Annotated in this window: 6 protein-coding genes; 1 reads left to right on the forward strand and 5 read right to left on the reverse strand. The window is 64.3% G+C overall.

Translation table 11 applies throughout. The features are described from left to right. Positions 1-201: 201 nt before the first annotated feature. Positions 202-3,231: a TonB-dependent receptor gene (locus tag CR919_RS04320; RefSeq protein ID WP_099819016.1), complete on the forward strand. Its 3,030-nt coding sequence runs from the start codon at positions 202-204 to the stop codon at positions 3,229-3,231. Between the two features lie 131 nt (positions 3,232-3,362). Here the strand turns inward: CR919_RS04320 and CR919_RS04325 are convergent, their stop codons facing one another. The 5 genes from CR919_RS04325 to CR919_RS04345 all read right to left on the reverse strand — a co-directional run bounded on the left by CR919_RS04325 (position 3,363) and on the right by CR919_RS04345 (position 16,716). Next, positions 3,363-5,369, reverse strand: a complete 2,007-nt coding sequence (locus tag CR919_RS04325; protein WP_099819017.1) for a M13 family metallopeptidase — start codon at positions 5,367-5,369, stop codon at positions 3,363-3,365. Positions 5,370-5,878: 509 nt separating this feature from the next. Further along, positions 5,879-7,984, reverse strand: coding sequence for a M13-type metalloendopeptidase (locus CR919_RS04330; protein ID WP_099819018.1), 2,106 nt, complete (start codon positions 7,982-7,984; stop codon positions 5,879-5,881). Between the two features lie 188 nt (positions 7,985-8,172). Next, positions 8,173-11,163 (reverse strand): TonB-dependent receptor, encoded by a 2,991-nt coding sequence (locus tag CR919_RS04335; protein WP_099819019.1) that lies wholly within the window; start codon positions 11,161-11,163, stop codon positions 8,173-8,175. Between the two features lie 461 nt (positions 11,164-11,624). After that, on the reverse strand, positions 11,625-14,510 hold the full coding sequence (locus CR919_RS04340) for a TonB-dependent receptor (protein ID WP_099819020.1): 2,886 nt from the start codon (positions 14,508-14,510) through the stop codon (positions 11,625-11,627). Positions 14,511-14,694: 184 nt separating this feature from the next. Continuing rightward, on the reverse strand, positions 14,695-16,716 hold the full coding sequence (locus CR919_RS04345; RefSeq protein WP_243379901.1) for a prolyl oligopeptidase family serine peptidase: 2,022 nt from the start codon (positions 16,714-16,716) through the stop codon (positions 14,695-14,697). Positions 16,717-16,761: the final 45 nt, after the last annotated feature.

Below are 16,761 nucleotides of genomic sequence, written 5' to 3' on the forward strand. Positions count from 1 at the left end.
CCGTTGCGGAGGTTGCCAGAGCGATTGCGTTGATTGACTGGAACCTCCTTGTTTCCAGCTGTCTGGCCCGACTCAAGGGCAATGTCGAGGTCCGCTGCCTGACGCTTTTACCGCGGATTCATCGCGCGTTGCGGCACTGCCTCGCAGGGAAAACACGTGCCTATAAATCCCCGTCAGTTTCATCACGGGAGAGAGAGCTTCATGGCATTTGCATCCACACGTCGTGCGCTGAAGCGCAGTGCGCTTTCGGCAGTCTTGTTTTCCATCGTTGGTGCCGTTGCTGCTCAGAGCACGACGGGTACGTTGTACGGCACCGCCGCCGGTGGCGAAGGCGCTACCGTTGTCGCCCAGAGCGACAGCGGTCTGCGGCGGACGGCAGCCATCGATGCACAGGGCCGCTACAGCTTTGGCGCGTTGCCGGTGGGACGCTACAGCGTCAGCGTGCAGCGCGACGGCCGTGTCATCCAGCAGCAGGACAACGTCCAGCTGCGCGTGGGCAGTGGTACCGAAGTGAGCTTCGCCGCACATGACCCGGCCACCACGCTGGACGCGGTCAACGTCACTGCAGCAAACCTGCCGAAGATCGATGTGACCCACACGGTTTCCAAGTCCGTCATCACGTCCGAACAACTGGATGTGCTGCCGCTGGGCCGAAGTGCCGAGGCCATCGCTCTGTTGGCCCCGGGGGTGGTCGCCGGCAGCGGTGAATTCTCCAACGGTTCGCGATCCGTGCTGTCGTTCGGCGGCGCAAGCGTTACCGAGAACGCCTACTACCTCAATGGCTTCAATGTCACCAACCCGCTGAGCAACCTCGGCGGCATCAGCCTGCCCTATGGTTCCATCGATCAGCAGGAGACCTTCACCGGCGGGTATGGCGCCGGCTATGGCCGTTCCACCGGCGGTGTCATCAACCAGCTGGGAAAACGCGGCACCAACCGGTGGCGGTTCGGTGCCCAGGTGACGTGGGCACCGGCGGAGCTTGCCGAGTCGCCGGCATCGGTCAACTACCCCAACATGGCCCTGCCGGATGGGTATGCCTACGAGAACGAGTCCAGGCCGGGCACGTTGTACCGTTACCATCGCGGGGACAAGGCGACCACAACCACCTACAGCGGCTATGTCAGCGGACCGTTGATCGAGGATCGATTGTTCATCCATCTCGCGGCGGAGTCCGAACGGCGCGAAGGCATCTCCACAGCCAGCGAAGCCAGCGCGCAGCAGGCCCGCAACCACTACCGCGTGGATACACCGAAGTTCTACGGCAAGATCGACTGGAACATCAACGACAGCAACACGCTGGAATACACCCGCTTCCAGGACAATGATCGCTATGGCGGGTACTACACGGAGTTCGAATACCCGTCGTTGGCCGAAGGGGGGCGCACCGGCACCTTCCCCAACACCACCAAGGCCAGCACCGATGTCGACATCTTCAAGTACACCGGGTACATCAACGACGACCTGACCTTGAGCGCAGTGTGGGGGCGCACGCGCGTCGGCAACCTGGAGTTCAATCCATTGGATTCGGGCAACCCCTACATCAGTGGTGCCGGGAACCAGGATCCGTCCCTGATTGGTGGAACGCCGGTCCGCAACGACCAGGCCGACCTGTATACCAAGGCCCCCGATGCGGGCAGCAGGACACAGGGCCTACGCATGGATCTGCAGTACCGCATCGGTAACCACGAACTGACCGCCGGCATCGACAACATGGCGTACTGGGCGAACAACGAAGGCCAGTCCATGACCGGCCCCGGTCATGCCTGGATCTACTCCCGCGGCAATCCGGATGCGTCGCCCAACCCAGGCTTCGGCATCGCACCGCCGGGCGGGGAGGGTTACTTCGTGCAGAAGTACATCTTCTCCACCACCACCAGCATGTCGGTGAAACAGAAGGCCTATTACCTGGAAGACCGTTGGCAGCTGACCCCCGATTGGCTGCTGACACTGGGCCTGCGCAATGATCGTTTCACCAACTACAACAGCGATGGGCTTGCGTATGTGGAAAGTGGCGACCAATGGGCGCCGCGATTGGGCGCCAGTTGGGATGTGTTCGGTGACGCATCGCTGAAGGTCTTCGCCAACCTTGGCCGCTACTACCTGGCATTACCCAACAGCGTGGCCATCCGTGGTGCGTCCGCGTCGACCTACACCCGTGAGTACTTCACCTATACCGGCATTGACGCCGACGGCAATCCCACGGGCCTGACGCCTTTGGGCGACGGTCCGGTATCAACCAACAACGAGTACGGCCAAGCTCCGGATCCCCTTTCGGTGGCGCCCACGGACCTGCGTTCCCAGTACCAGGATGAGCTGATCCTGGGCTTCGAAAAAACCTTGGGCACTACCTGGAACAGCGGCGCAAAACTGACCTTCCGCCGGCTGCAGTCGGCCATCGACGATACCTGTGATTCCGGGCGCTTCGCCGACCGGCTCTCTGGCATGGGCCTGGATCCCGACGCGTACGAGCTCCCCGGCTGCGTGATCTTCAACCCGGGGCAGACCAATACGTTCCAGGTGCGCCATCGCGATGGGTCCGGCTATACGCCGGTCAGCATGAGCGCGTCCGATTGGGGTTACGACGGCAAGAAGGCCAAGCGCGACTACGTCGCGGTTGATCTGTTCATCGAACACCCGATGTCCGAGCGTTGGTACGCGCGCCTTGACTACACCTGGTCGCGCAGCTTCGGCAACACCGAAGGGCAGGTGAGGTCCGATATCGGTCAGGATGATGTTTCCAAAACCCAGGATTGGGATGCGGTGTCGCTGATGGAGTATGCCGGTGGCTACCTCGCAAATGATCGCCGGCATCAGTTGAAGGCATTCGGTGCGTATCAGATCAATGACGAGTGGACCGCCTCGGCGACCGTGCGCGTGATGTCCGGCATGCCCAAGAACTGCCTGGGCTACTACGGAAGCGACCAGAGCGATCCGGCGCATGGCTATGGCTCGGCGTACCACTACTGCAACGGCGAACCGTCACGACCCGGCGATGCCGGTCGACAGCCGTGGACGGCGCAACTGGACATGGGAGTGCTGTACCGACCAGCGTTTGCCGACAACCGCCTTGGCCTGGGGTTGAACGTCTTCAACGTACTCAACCAGCGCCGTCAGCTGCAGTCGACGGCGACGTACCAGACAGGTCCGGATACGGTTTCCAATCTCTACGGTATGGGAACCCACTTCACGCCGCCGCGTACGGTTCGCCTGACCGCCTCGTACGATTTCTGACCTGCGCGCATAGCGGCTCACTCTCCGCATGGGTTGGCTTGGCCCTGATCCTTCAGGGCCTTTTTCCAATGCGCACTCAACAGGAAAGGGCGCCCGAAGGCGCCCTTTCCGTTACCGCTATCGCATCAACCTCAGCGCCAGACCTTGATCTGCTCGGCGTCGGTACGCTGCATCGGCTGGCCCGGCTTGCAGCTGAAGCTGGCGCCGAACGCCGGCAGGTTCGACAACGGGCCGTTGGTGCGCCAGCGGCCCGGTGCACGGATGTCGGCGGTCAGGCGGCGTGCGGCCTCGTTCGGCGACAGCTGCTGCGGCCACAGCGCGGCCCAGGCGCGGAAGAAGCCCTGCTGCTGTGCCGGCTTGGCCTTCGGCTCCTGCGCGGTATACGCGGCCCAGGCCAGTTCCAGACCGGCGATATCGGCCAGGTTCTCTTCCTGGGTCAGCGTGCCGTTGACCTTGGCTCCCTTCACGCCGGGGAACTCGTAGCCGCCGTACTGCGTGGCGACACGGCTGCCGAGCAGGGTCCAGGCGGTCTTGTCGGCCGGGGTCCACCAGCTGCGCAGTTCACCCTTGGCATCGACCAGCGCACCCTTGGCGTCGATCGCACGGGTCAGCTCGTGGCCGACCAGGCCACCGAAGCTGCCGAACTTGTCGGCGGCATCGGCCTTGGCGTTGAACACCGGGCCCTGCAGGATCGCGGCGGTGACGATCAGCCGGTTCTGCGCCAGGTCATAGGCCAGCGACGGCTGCTGCGGCAGCACGTCCCAGCGGCGGTCGGCGTTGCCCTTGCCGATGCGCTTCATCTCCTCGCGGTGACGCCAGGTCGAAGCGATCAGCATGTTGCCGCCGAACGAACCACGGCCCATCGGCTGCACGCTGTAATCCAGGTCGCGCAGCGGGGTGCCGATCTCGATCTTCAGCGCGGCCAGCTTGGCCTGCGCTTCGGTCTTGGCCTCGGCGCTCATCCAGCTGTTGTTCTTGACCGCCTCGATCTGCACTTCGCGCACCTTGTCGACGATCCACGCCGCCTGGCGACGGTCTTCGGCAGACAGGTAACGCGCGGCGTATTCGCGGCCGACCATCGGGCCAGCGGCCACGTTGATCGCGTCCAGCACGCTTTCCCAGCGCTGCGGCGGCAGGGTCTCGCCACGCAGCACGCGGCCACGGAATTCGAACTCCGCATCGCGGTAGGCCTTGGACAGGTACGGCGCCATCGAGTCGCCCACGCGCCAGCGCAGGTAGGCCTTCCACTGGTCCGGCTTGAGCTTGGTGACCATGCCGTCGAGCTGCTTGAACAGCGCCGGATCGGCCAGCGAGACCAAGTCATCGTTGACGCCCTGCGCCTTCAGGAACGCATCCAGCTGCAGGTTGCGATAGCGGCTGTTGAGGTCCTTGGTGGAGATCGGCGCGTAGTTGTTGAACGGGTTGTTGATGCCCGCCAGCGACTGCGCGTTGCGGGCCAGTTCGGTTTCCAGCGCGATCACTGCCTGCGACTCGGCGTCCAGCTTGGCCGCCGGGGTGCCGGTCAGTGCCAGGATCTGCTTGACGTAGTTGCGGTAGCGGCCCATCAGCGCGACGGTGTCGGCGTCGGTGCGGGTGTAGAAGGCCGGGTCAGGCAGGCCCATGCCGCCCTGCATGAAGTAACCGATGTGGCGGTCCAATGCCTTCAGGTCCACGTCCGGACCGAAGTTGAAGGCCACCGGGATGCCGACCTGGTGCAGCGCAGCGATCGAGGCGGGAATGTCCTTGGCCTTCTTGATCGCGTTGATGCGGGTCAGCAACGGCGCGATCGGGTTGGAACCATCGGCCTCCACTGCAGCTTCGTCCAGGCCGCTGGCCCAGAAGTCGCCCAGCAGCTTCTGCACGTTGCCCTGCGGCGCCTTCATCGAGGCGTCCAGCAGCTCACGCTGCTGCTGACGGCTGCGGTCGACCAGCTGGCCCAACGCGGTGGCGGCGCCGATCTGCGGCACCGGGTTGGCCTTCAGCCAGCCCGCGTTGGTGGCATCGTAGAAATCGCTGCACTGCGCACTGACGGCCGGGGCGCGCGCGGCCTTCTTCTTGGCGGCGAACGCATCGTGGGTCGGAACCAGGGTCGCCAGGCTGATGCCCAGGGCGATGGCAAGCGGACGGAAGTTGGGCATGTAGAACGAATCCGTGATGGATTGAGGGCGGGCGAACTATAGCAAGCCGGGCATGGGCGCGGCATGCACGCATCACGGTGCATCCGCCGGGCATGGCTCGGCGCTACCGGGTAGGTGGCATGGGCGCGGCATGCACGCATCACGGTGCATCCGCCGGGCATGGCCCGGCGCTACCGGGTAGGTGGCATGGGCGCGGCATGCACGCATCACGGTGCATCCGCCGGGCATGGCCCGGCGCTACCGGGCGGGTGGCATGGGCGCGGCATGCACGCATCACGGTGCATCCGCCGGGCATGGCCCGGCGCTACCGGGTGGGTGGCATGGGCGCGGCATGCACGCATCACGGTGGTTCTTCGCGCCATGCGCCGACCAAGGTCGGCCTCTACCAACGGCGCGGACCGGCAGGCCGCCAGTAGATCCACGCCACGCGTGGATGGTTGGCGCCGCAAAAAAACAAAGGCCCGGAAAATCCCGGGCCTTTGCAGGCAAACCGTGGCCTCAGCCGTGGCTTACCAGATCACCACCTGCGAGTCGCCGGTGCGCGACATCGGCGTACCCGGCTTGCACTGGAAGGCCGCGGTGAAGGTAGGCAGGTTCGACGGCGCACCGATGGCGCGGAACTGCGCCGGCGCGTGCGGGTCGGTCGCCAGGCGGACCTTGGCGTTCTCCGGGGTGTACTTGGTGCGCCACACGGTGGCCCAGTTGAAGAAGAAGCGCTGATCGCGGGTGAAGCCATCGATCTTCGCGTCTTCCTTGCCGGCCGACGCCTTCTGCAGCGCGTCGTAGGCGGTGGCCAGGCCACCCAGGTCGGCGATGTTCTCGCCCAGGGTCAGATGGCCGTTCACGGCCTGGCCGTCGACCTTGTACTGGTCGAACTGCTTGACCAGCTTGCCGGTCAGGCCAGCGAAGTTCTTCGAATCGGCTTCGGTCCACCAGTTCTCGAAGTTGCCGGTCGGCCCGAAGCGGCTGCCCTGGTCGTCGTAACCGTGGGTCATTTCGTGGCCGATGACTGCACCGATACCGCCGTAGTTCAGCGCGTCGTCGGCCTTCGGGTCGAAGAACGGCGGCTGCAGGATGGCGGCCGGGAACACGATCTCGTTCTGCAGCGGGTTGTAGTAGGCGTTGACCGTCTGCGGGGTCATGCCCCACTCGGTCTTGTCCACCGGCTTGCCGATCTTGGCCAGGTTGTACTGGTAGTTGAACGCGGTGGCCGCGCGTACGTTGCCCAGATAGCTGTCACGGTTGGTCTGCAGGCCCGACCAGTCACGCCACTTGTCCGGGTAACCGATCTTCGGAGTGAAGGTTTCCCACTTGGCGATGGCCTTGGCCTTGGTCTCTTCGCTCATCCAGGACAGGCCCTGGATGCGTTCCTTCAGCGAGGCGGCGAGGTTCTTCACCAGCTCTTCCATCTTCGCCTTGGCTTCCGGCGAGAAGGCGACCTTCACGTACAGCTGGCCGAAGGCTTCGCCGGCGTCGCTCTCGATGGTGCCCAGCACGCGCTTCCAGCGCGGCTTCTGTTCCTTCTGGCCATTGAGGGTCTTGCCGTAGAACTCGTAGTTCTCCTGCACGAAGGCATCAGCCAGGTACGGCGAAGCGCTGTCCACGGTGTGGAAGCGCAGGTAGGCGCGCCACACCGACGGATCGGTGTCGCCCAGCGCCTTGCTCACTTCCTGGTGGAAGGCCGGGATGGCCAGCGAGAACTTCTCCGGCGCGGCCACGTTCTGCGACTTGAAGAACTCGGTCCAGCTGAAGTTCGGGGTCAGCGCATCGGCCTCGGCCAGGCTGACCGGGTGGTAGTACAGCGAGACATCGCGCGACAGCTCGACGCTGGACTTGGATGCCTTGGCCAGGCGGGTCTCGAACTTGACGACTTCTTCAGCCTGCTTGGCGGCATCGGCAGCGGCCACGCCGGACAGCTCCAGCACCTTGGCCACGTGGGCCTGGTAGGCCTTCAGCTTGTCGGCCTTGGACGCGTCGGTATAGAAGGTCTTGTCCGGCAGGCCCAGGCCGCCCTGGCTGGCGTAAGCCATGTTCACGGCCGAGTTCTTGAAATCGGCTTCGGCGCCGAAGCCGAACAGCACGTTCTCGCCCTTGGCGGCGCTGCTGCGCAGGTAGTTGGCGATGGCCGCCTTGTCCTGCAGGCCATCGATCGCAGCCAGGTCGGCCTTCAGCGGCTCGATGCCCTGGGCGTTGACCTTGGCTTCGTCCATGCCGGTGGCCCACAGGTCGCCGACGATCTTCTCGATGCCGGCCGGGTTCTTGACCTGCGCGACCTGCTCGGCCAGCTGGTGCTGCACGGCCACCGAGCGCTCGTCGAGGATGGTGAAGGCGCCCCAGCTGGTGCGGTCGCCCGGAATCTCGTTGGCGGCCAGCCACTTGCCGTTGACGTAGTCGCCGAAGGCGGTGCAGGCGTCCAGGTTGCTGTCCAGATCGCTGGCCTGGAAGGCGTTGTAGGCCGGCAGCTTGCTCTCGTCGAGCTTGTAGGTGGTGGCGGCGTCGGCCGCGGCCGGCGTGGAGGCGGTGGCATCCTTTGCCGGGGTTTCGTTCTTGCCGCAGCCGACCAGCGCGGCCGAAACGGCCAGGGTCAGCAGCACGATCTTGGGAGTACGGGTCACTTGAATGGCCTCCAGGCCGAGTGAGTCAGGGAAGGGCCGGGGGAACGGCCGTGGGCCGAACGATACGCCGCCGGCCCACACTGCAAGGGTGTCGAAGGTCATGGCCGGGCGCAAGGGCCTTGCCGGTACCGGAAAAAGACAGACCCGGCAAAAGCCGGGTCTGTCGGGGTACTGCATGTGTTGCTGGATCAGAACTTGTAGGTCGCGCCCATGTACATGTAGCGGCCGATGTTGTCGTACATCGCCGAACCGACGTCGGAGCCGAAGTAGTTCACCGGCGGATCCTTGTCGAAGGCGTTGTCCACGCCCAGGTAGACGTCGATCTTGTCGCCCGGGAAGCGGTAGCCGAACTGGAAGTTGTGGTAGACGTACGAGCCGTTGCGGATCGGGCTGGTCTGGCCCGGGTTGGCCTGGTAGCTCTTCGGCTGCACGCGCAGGTTGCTGCTCACGTAGTTCAGGTCCCACGACGCACGCCACTGACCCAGCGAGTACTTGGTCTGCAGCGAACCGCGCCAGCGCGGGTCGGTCACCCAGGTGACGTTCTCGTCGTACTCGTTCGGGAAGTCCTGGAAGGCCCATTCACGCGACTGCAGCAGGCGGGTACCGACCAGGCGGATCACCGTGTCACCCTCGGCCAGCTTGAACCGGTAGTCCATCTCCAGGTCGACGCCGACGCGACGCGAGCGTGCCAGGTTTTCGTTCAGCGCAACCCAACGGCTGATCGAATGTTCCGGGAAGGTACGACCGCCCGCATCGGTCTTGCCACCGACCGGTGCGCGCTCGATGAAGCCGCAGAAGCTGTTGTTGATGCCCCCCGGCGAATCCACGCAGCGGGTGGCGTTGGTCTGTGCGGTTACTGCACCGATGGCGTCCTTCAGGCTGATCCACCAGTAGTCCACGGACATGCCGAAGCCCTGCAGGAAGTCAGGCTGCCAGACCAGGCCATAGGTGAAGCTGCGCGCGCGTTCCGGCTTCAGGTTCGGGTTGCCGCCGCTGACACCCGGGCGGGTTGCGGTGTAGGTATCGACCCAGCCCACCGGCACGCCCAGCGCCGAGCAGTTGGCCTGGCGCAGGGCCGGGTCCGCTGCGGTGTTGGGGCGGTTGGAATTGGTGGCCAGGTAGTTGCAGGGGTCGTTGACGGTGGCGAAGTTCTCGCTCTGCGGGTTGTACAGTTCGCCGATGCTCGGCGCACGCACCGCCTGCGACAGGGTGCCGCGGGCACGCAGGGACGGGATGATGGTCCAGTCCAGGCCGACCTTCCAGGTGGTGGTCTTGCCGATGCTGCTGTAATCGGACCAGCGACCGGCAGCGTCCATGGTCAGGTTGTAGATGCCCGGGATGTCGGCCAGCAACGGCACGGTGGCTTCGACGAATGCTTCGCGCACGTCGTACTTGCCCATCCGGTTGGGGATCGCGTTGAGGAAGGTCAGGCCCTGCGCTGCCAGCGGATCGGTGATTTCACGGCTCTTCTCGCGACGGTATTCCACGCCGCCGGCCACGCCGACGTCGCCGGCCGGCAGGCTGAACAGCGAGGCGTTGGCCAGCGAGGCGCTGAACACCGACTGCTGCAGGCGCGAGTAGTTGAACGAATCGACGTTCATCCAGTCGCGTGCGGCCTGGGTCACCGCGCCATTGCCGAACACCGAGAACGGCACGCAGCCTTCGCGGGCGAACTGCGAGTACACGCGGTTGGCGTTGTTGGGATTGGTCGCGTTCGGGTTGAGCGTGGTGCGGCAGACGATCTGGCCGGTGGACGGATCGACCACGGTGTCCAGGCCCGCCTGCCAACGCTCGTTGATGCGGTTGTTGAGGTTCCAGCGCTTGACTTCGCTCTGGCCCCAGTTGCCGTACACGTCGTAGGTCCAGTTCTCGGTCAGGTTGCCCTCGACGCCGAGCACGAAGCGCTGGGTGTTGCGCTCCACGTGCTCGCCACGCTGGCCGGCATCGACGTTGAAGCGGCTCAGGGTCAACTGGCTGGCGCCGTTGGCGGCCATCAGCGCGCGCAGCTGCGGCGAAACGTAGGCATTGTCGCGCTGGATGCGCAGGGTCTGGTCGAACGACGGCTGGGCCAGGAAGTCCGACACGGTCTCGGTGTACTTGCCTTCGAAGTACAGGCGATGGTTATCGGTCAGGTCGAAGTTGACGACCGCGTTGACGCTCTTGCGGTCGAAGCCGGGCTGCAGATCGGCCACCGAATTGAGGTCGGCGAAGTCGCAGTTGACGCAGCTGGTGGTGCTCGGCATCACCCCGTCATAGCGCTGCGGGCGGTAGGTGCCATCCGGATTGAACTGGTAACGGTTGCCCCAGGTCGCCTTGTTGTTGGGCGAGAACGCACCCAGCGTGAAGGTGCCGCCGAAGGAGATCGAGTGGTTGCCGCCGGGGCCGCTCAGCACCGTCTGCGGATTGCTTTCGTTGGAGGGCTTGGTCGGGTCGTAGTTCGGGTTCGGCACCGACACCAGGAATTCGTTGCCGATCGCGCGGTCGCTGCGGACAAAGCGGTCCTGCTTGCTGTATTCCAGTGCGATCGCCGCGCTGCCGCGGCCATTGGCGAAGTCGGTACCGGCCGAGGCGCTGATGAAGGAGCGGTTGAAGCCGCCCTCACTGGCCATGCCGGTCTGGGCGCGCACTTCGGCACCGTCGAACGACTTCTTCATGATGAAGTTGACGACGCCGGCCACGGCATCGGCGCCATACACGGCCGAGGCACCACCGGTGATGACTTCAACGCGTTCGATCCACTCGACCGGGATCGTGTTGACGTCCACCGCCGAGGAGCCGGAGGTCGCGCCGACATGGCGGCGACCATTGACCAGCACCAGCGTACGCGAGGTGCCCATGCCGCGCAGGTCCATCAGGCCCACGCCGGCAGTGCCGATGAAGCGGGTGGAATTGCCCAGCGTGTAGGTCGGGCTCAGCGCCGGCAGGCGCGCCATCAGGTCGCCGATGTTGTTGGCGCCGGTGGCGCGGATTTCTTCGGCGGTAATGGCGGTGACCGGCGAGGGGGTCACGAAGCCGGTACGCGCGATGCGCGAGCCGGTCACGCTGACGCGGTCCAGGTCGATCGGGTTGCTGCCGGAGCTGGCCTCCTGGGCCAGGGCCGGGGCCGCGGCGGCCATCATCAGGCCGGCGAGCAGAGCGTTGGTCAGCGGGTGGCGACCGGGCGTGCGGTGGTGCGTCATGTAGTGAATCCCCCTAGTGGATGAAGATCGTCCGCATCCCTGCGGTTGTTACGGTCATGTTCATGGTTTGTCCTGACCTTCATCGAACCTAACACGCTCTTAACAAGAAAAGTACGGTTCCGTCACGCTTTGTCGCCAGAGATATCAATGGGATACATGAAATTGCAACAAATACAGAGACTTGGTCTCAGTTGTGATGTGCTGAGTCTGGCGTCTCGTGTCATATATGAATGGCCTGTTAAGTCCCGCTTTGCGCAAAAAGGTGTCTTGCTGGGACATCGCGCCGCTCCGGCGCGATGGCGGGGAGTAATGCGCGGGGGTGCGTTCAGGAGCCATTTGTGTGCGGCGGAGTGCGGTGTCAACGCTGGCGATGATCAGCGGTCATGGCACGTCGCCGGCGTGGCGCAGGCAAAAGAAAAGGGCGGCCGGAGCCGCCCTTTTCATGTGCTGCAATGCTGCGATCAGAACTTGTAGGACACGCGCGCGAAGAACGTGCGGCCGTACCAGTCGTACTGCGAGGCGTACAGCGGGACGTTGCCGTAGCGGGTGCCGGCGGTGTTGGAGATCGTGTCCGGCGCCTTGTCGAACAGGTTGCGCACGCCGACCATGAAGGTCCAGTCATCCATGTCGTAGGCCACCGAGGCGCTGTGGCGGAGCTGCCAACCGGCCTTGATGTCGCGGGTCGCGTTCTGGTAACCGGAATAGGTGAAGTTCCGGTCCAGGTCCTTGTTCTGGGTGCTGCTGACGTAGGTGCCCTGCCAGTTGAACGTCCAGTCACCGCGTTCCAGGCTGACGCTGGCCAGGCCGACGGTCTTCGGCCGGCCGATGTAGCCGACCTGGTCGGAGGTGTTGACGCCGCTGTCCGACGCCGACCCGAACAACTGGTAGGTATCTTCGATGGTGTAGGTGACCTGCGCTTCAGCGGAAATCTTGCCGAACGAGAAGTCGTTGTCGTAGTTGACCTGCAGGTCGTAGCCGCGGGTGCGCTCGCGGTTGATGTTCACGTATTTGTTGTAGATCGTGGTGATGTTGTTCGGCGCCGACGGGTTGGTCGGGCTGTTGCGCACAATCTGGTCACAGAATGCGTTGGGGAACACCGCCGAGCCGTAGCAGCCGAACACGATGTCGTACTCGTCGAGCTGAGTGATTTCACCGCGCACGTCATAGTCGAAGTAATCCAGCGCCACGTTGAGGTTGGCGAAGGTCGGGCTCCAGACCAGGCCCAGGGTCTTGGCCTTGGACGTTTCCGGCTGCAGGTTGTTCTTGCCGCCGCCGCCGGAGTAGATGGTGGCGCTACTGCCGCCGCCGCCGGTATAGGTGTCCGGAATGCCGGCCGCGCCGCAATTGGCACGGATGAAGGTGTTGTTGCTGTCGCCCCACTGGATGCAGGGGTCGATCTGGGTCTGCGGCAGGAAGCCGGTCTGATCGCCCAGGTACAGCTCGTACAGGCCCGGCGCACGGAACGAGGTGCCCATGGTGCCGCGCACGCGCAGTGACGGGATGATCTGCCAGTTCACGCCGGTCTTCCAGACGTGATCCGAGCCCGGCACCGAGTCGTATTCGAACACGCGGCCGGAGACGTTCACCGACAGCGATTCGATGCCCGGAATGCCCTTCAGCAGTGGCACGTCGACTTCGGCGAAGGCTTCCTTGACCTTGTCGGTGCCGCGGGTCGGGCCGGCAGAGGTGGAGTTCCAGGCGCGGTCGGCGAGTGCGAAATCCGACGGCGTGTCATCGATCTTGTACCTGCGGAACTCGACACCGAATGCCGAGGCGACATCGCCGGCGGGCAGGGTGAACAGGTTGCCGCTGAAGATCGCGTTGGCACTGGTCTGATCGTAGGTGGTCTTGCCGGTGTGGTACTGGCCCACCGCGGCAATCAGCTCGTTCATGCGGGTGCCGTTGAGGAAGCCCGGATCGAAGTAGTTCACCGGCATGTCATCGTCGGTATAGACGAGATCGCCGGCGCGGTCGACATCGATCGACAGCGTGCCGTACTTGCCGGTAGAGCGGCTGAAGCCGGCGTTGACTTCCCAGGTCCAGCTGTCGGTGGACTTGAACTGGCCATCGAACTTGGTGGTGCCGTAGAAGTAGTCGACCGTGATCTTCTGGTCACTCGGGAACGGCATGATGACCTGGAAGTAGTCATCGGCGGCCTCGCTGTAGACCGTCGGGTAGAACTGGCGCCAGCTGTGCGCCTTGGTCTCACGGCGGTTGTACAGGAACTGGGTCTTCCAGTTGAAGCTGTCGAAGCTGAAGTCGGTGGCGGCGTACAGCGAGGCACGCTCACGCTTATTGATCACTTCCTGGTCGTGGTAGAACGGGAAGTTCAGGACATCCTGGTAGTACGCGGTGCCGCCGTTGGCGTAGGTCGGAGTCGGACGCGGGCGCGGGCGGTAGCCCGGGAATGGGCCCACCGTGCTGCCATCGGGCGAGGGCACGTAGCGGATCGCCGGGTTGTTGTAGTTGATGATGGTGTTGGCGTACAGGTTGCCAGTGCTGCAGCCTGCCAGGTTGGTGCCGGCCAGGATCGAGCGATCCTCACGGTCGATGCGTTTGCCGTCAGTGCCCCACACCATGTCTTCAGCGCAGCGGAAGTAATCGCGATCACCCACGGTCAGCGCGTTCAGACGGTCCCACTGCGCGGCCGCCACGACACTGCCCTTCTCGAAGTTCCAGCCGTTGGCGATCGAGGCAGAGAACTGTTCGCCGCCACCATGCTGCGGCACGCTCATGGAGTAGGTCATCTCCGGCCGGTCCATGGTCTTGCGGGTGATCAGATTGACCACGCCAGCAAGCGCATCGGAGCCGTAGATGGAGGAGGAGCCGTCCTTGACGATTTCCAGCCGCTGCAGGATGGCCTGCGGAATGACGTTCAGATCGAACGCGGCGACCTGGCCGCGGGTACCGGCCGGGCCAGGACGCTGGCCGTCGAGCAGGATCAGCGTGCGGTTCGCGCCCAGGCCACGCAGCGAGACCGTCTGCACACCGGTACCGCCTTCGACGACGAAGCCGCCGAACTGGTTGTTCATCTGCGTGGAGCCCGCAGCGATCGAAGACGTCTGCAGGAAGTCGGCGGTATCGAACTGACCGGCAGAGATCGCCTTGTCGATCGAGATGACCTGCACCGGCGACGTGGTCTCGTACTCGGGGCGCTTGATCAGCGAGCCGGTGACGGTGACGGTGTCAAGTTCAGTGGCGCGCTTGGAAGCGGGGGTGGTGCTTGACGAAGCAGCTTCCTGCTGGGGTGTTTCCTGGGCAAAGGCAGGAGCGACATGCAGACAGGCCAGAACCGCGAGGGTCAGCGGGACGCGGCTCGGCTTTGAGAGGCGAATGACGTTGCGCATTTCGGTAATTTCCCTATTTGTTACGCTTCGGTTAACGGAGTGTATGGTTGCCGTAAAGTAAATGCAAGATGAACGAAGCGAAGCTGTAATGCTTTGATGTTTAAGGGGAATTCACCGTTTGAATGCGGAACGCCCCCGCTGGCGGATGGCCGGCGGGGGCGTTCGGTGACGCGATAAACGTGGGTTAGAGGCCGCCCGGACCGCAATCCTTCTTCAGGAAGCCTTCGATAAGGCCCAGCGTTTCGCGCTGCTGGCGTGGGTACCACGGCATGCTGTGCTGCTGGTCGGCAATCAGGTGGTACTGCGCGGGCACCTTGTCCTTCACTGCTTCGTAGAAGCCCTGGGCGTGGAAGGAGGGGGTGCGCACATCGCGGTCGCCGACGAACAGCATCACCGGGATGTTGGCGCTGGCGGTGTTGCGCATCGGATCCATGCCCTTGACCGTCTGCCCCTGCAGGATGCGTTGCAGGCGGTTGTCGCTCCAGCTGGTGCCCAAGCGTGCGAGATCGGTGACCGGAGCGCCGGCAATGGCGCACTGGTAGGGAGAGCCGGGGCGAACCGTGGCGGCCGCGGCGGCGAAGCCGCCGTACGAATAGCCGAAGATGGCGATGCGGTCTTTTGCCGCGAAGCCCTGCGATACCAGCCAGGCGGCGCCGTCATCATTATCGTCGGACATCTTCTGCCCCCATTCTCGATCACCGGCAGTCCACAGCTCGCGGCCCAGGCCGGACGATCCGCGGTACTGCGGACGCAGCACGGCGTAGCCGCGCGAGGTCAACAGCGCGACCCAGCCCGACGCGTCCCACTGCATGTAATCGCGGGCCCAAGGGCCGCCATGCGGATGGATGATGGCCGGCGCGGGGGGAGCGCCTTCCTTCCATCCGGCGGGTAGATCGAGGATGGCCGGAATGACGCGCCCGTCGCGCGCGGTATAGGTGATCCAGCGCTGCTCGCCCACTGCGCCCTTGGCGATCCACGGACGCTCGCTGCCCAGGCTCACCACCTTCTTGCGGTCCAGCAGCAGGTAGTGCGCAGTCGGGGCATCCGGGCCGGTGGCGCGGAACAGGATGCGGGAGAAATCGTCGTTGTAGCGAGTGATCTCGATCTGCCGCCCTGGCGCGGTTTGCTTGAGCGTGTCCTGGATGGATTTCAGTGTCGGGTCGACATACACCGTCTGCAGTGCCGGGCCATCGATGGTGAAGCCGACGACCTGGTTGAACGTGCTCGGCTGGGTGCTGAACACCAGGCTGGCGATGGAGAAGTTGGGGTTGGCCAGCACCGGTTCGGGATCGAACTTCTGCTGTTTGGCGTCGTAAAGGTGGGCCTGCACCTTGTCCGAGAACAAGTCGGTCAGTACGTAGTACTTGCCGGTGGCGTCGTCCACGCCGGCCAGTTCCACGGTGTGCCGGTTGGACAGGCGCGTCTGCAACGGCTTCTGCAGCACGTACTGACCCGAGGCCGCGTCCAGGATCAGCACCTGCTGGTCGTAGTCACCGCTGACCGGCTCGATCTGGCTCTTGGCGAGCACCTTGCCGCTGCGCGGGTCGAACAGCGCCGGCTGGGCGCGGGTGCCGCCGCGGAACAGCAGTTCGGTTTCCTTTGTCTTGAGGTTGTACAGGTAGTAATTGGCGGTCAGCGTTATCTCGCTGAGCTGGCGGATGATGACCCGGTCCGGATCCAGCGGCAGCATGTTGACCAACGATGCGCTGCCACCCAGTTCCAGGCAGCGCTGGGTCTGTTCGCTCACGCCCAGCTTGCGCGTGTTGTCGGCGAAGGCTTCGTTGAAGGTCTTCTGGCTCTGGTCGGTGAGGTAGGTCTTGACCACGAATGTCTTGGTCGCGCCTGATACGCTGCCTTCGCCGCAACCCCCAAGCTGCCCGGTCCACTCCTGGCGGCCGACCGCGAGGATCTGGTCGGACTTGAGGGCGCCCACGGCAATGAACTTCATCCGGTCGCCGGAGGGCGTGACCACCTTCGGTGCGCCTCCCATTGCGTCGGTATCCCAACTGGCCAGTGCGGTTTCTTCCGGGTTGCCCGGAGAGGGGATCAACGCGACCAGATGCTTGCCGTCCGGACTCATCGAGACCGACTGCAGCGCTGGCATGCGTGCCAGGTCCTCGATCGGAATGGGGGCGGCATGTGCCGTGGCGCTGGCCAGGGCCATGGAGAGGGCACCGCACAGGGTGCGAGCGGAAATCACGTGCATGTCTTGTCCTTTTGCTGCGCGTTGATCGGCTGAAACTGACTGGAT

The organism is Stenotrophomonas sp. LMG 10879 (genome assembly GCF_002750935.1).
Lineage (GTDB): Bacteria > Pseudomonadota > Gammaproteobacteria > Xanthomonadales > Xanthomonadaceae > Stenotrophomonas > Stenotrophomonas lactitubi_B.